Annotated in this window: 1 protein-coding gene; it reads right to left on the bottom strand. The window is 48.1% G+C overall.

The genetic code is table 11. The annotated features are described in order from the left end of the window. Positions 1 to 636 (bottom strand): hypothetical protein (locus R8O11_RS28695; RefSeq protein WP_412035088.1); only part of this gene is annotated, 636 nt, incomplete at both ends.

The raw sequence follows: 636 nt of genomic DNA, 5'->3' as shown, positions 1-636 counted from the left end.
GAGGTTGCTGCTGGCCTTGCTCGGCTTGTTTCTGTGCCTTTTCAGCATCAATTGACGCTTGAACCGGATCACCGAAAGCGGCCTTCACTCGGCGTTGCACTTCTGCAAAGCGTTCTTTTAGTGGCATGGCTTGGAACGCTGGATCATTCTTGAGCTTGTTGTCGATAACTAGGGCCATATCCCAACGGTCACGGTCACTCGATTCCCAAGTGCGAAGTTCTGTTAGTTCGTCAGCGTTTAGCGCGTTAGTAACTTCGTTAACTCCGTCATTGGCTTCTTGTTGAGTGGTCGTAGCCTTACTTTGAAAACGCTTAACTAGCGCCGTTAGTAAATTTGCTGCCGTTTCTGGCAACTCATCACGCAGCGCATTGAGTGCATTTTCATCGTTCAGCAATTCTTCAGGTAGCTTTTCAGGCGTAATGCCAGCTTCTTCTAATTGCTTGGTGTATAGCTGTAGTTTTTCCTTGGCGGTTGTAGCTTCACTTAACTGTTGCTCTAGCTCCTGCATACGGCTTGACGCTTCGCTCGCCTGATTGCGAGCCTTTTCTAGAACTGCATAAGGAATCGTATGTTTACCGTCCTTACTTGCTACCGCTGCATTGTCTGGATCAACTTCAATGTAGAGCTTGCCGTCAA

Source organism: Vibrio sp. 1288 (assembly GCF_033344475.1).
Note: the sequence above shows the minus strand (reverse complement) of the source record. Positions and strands in the feature narration are given on the sequence as shown.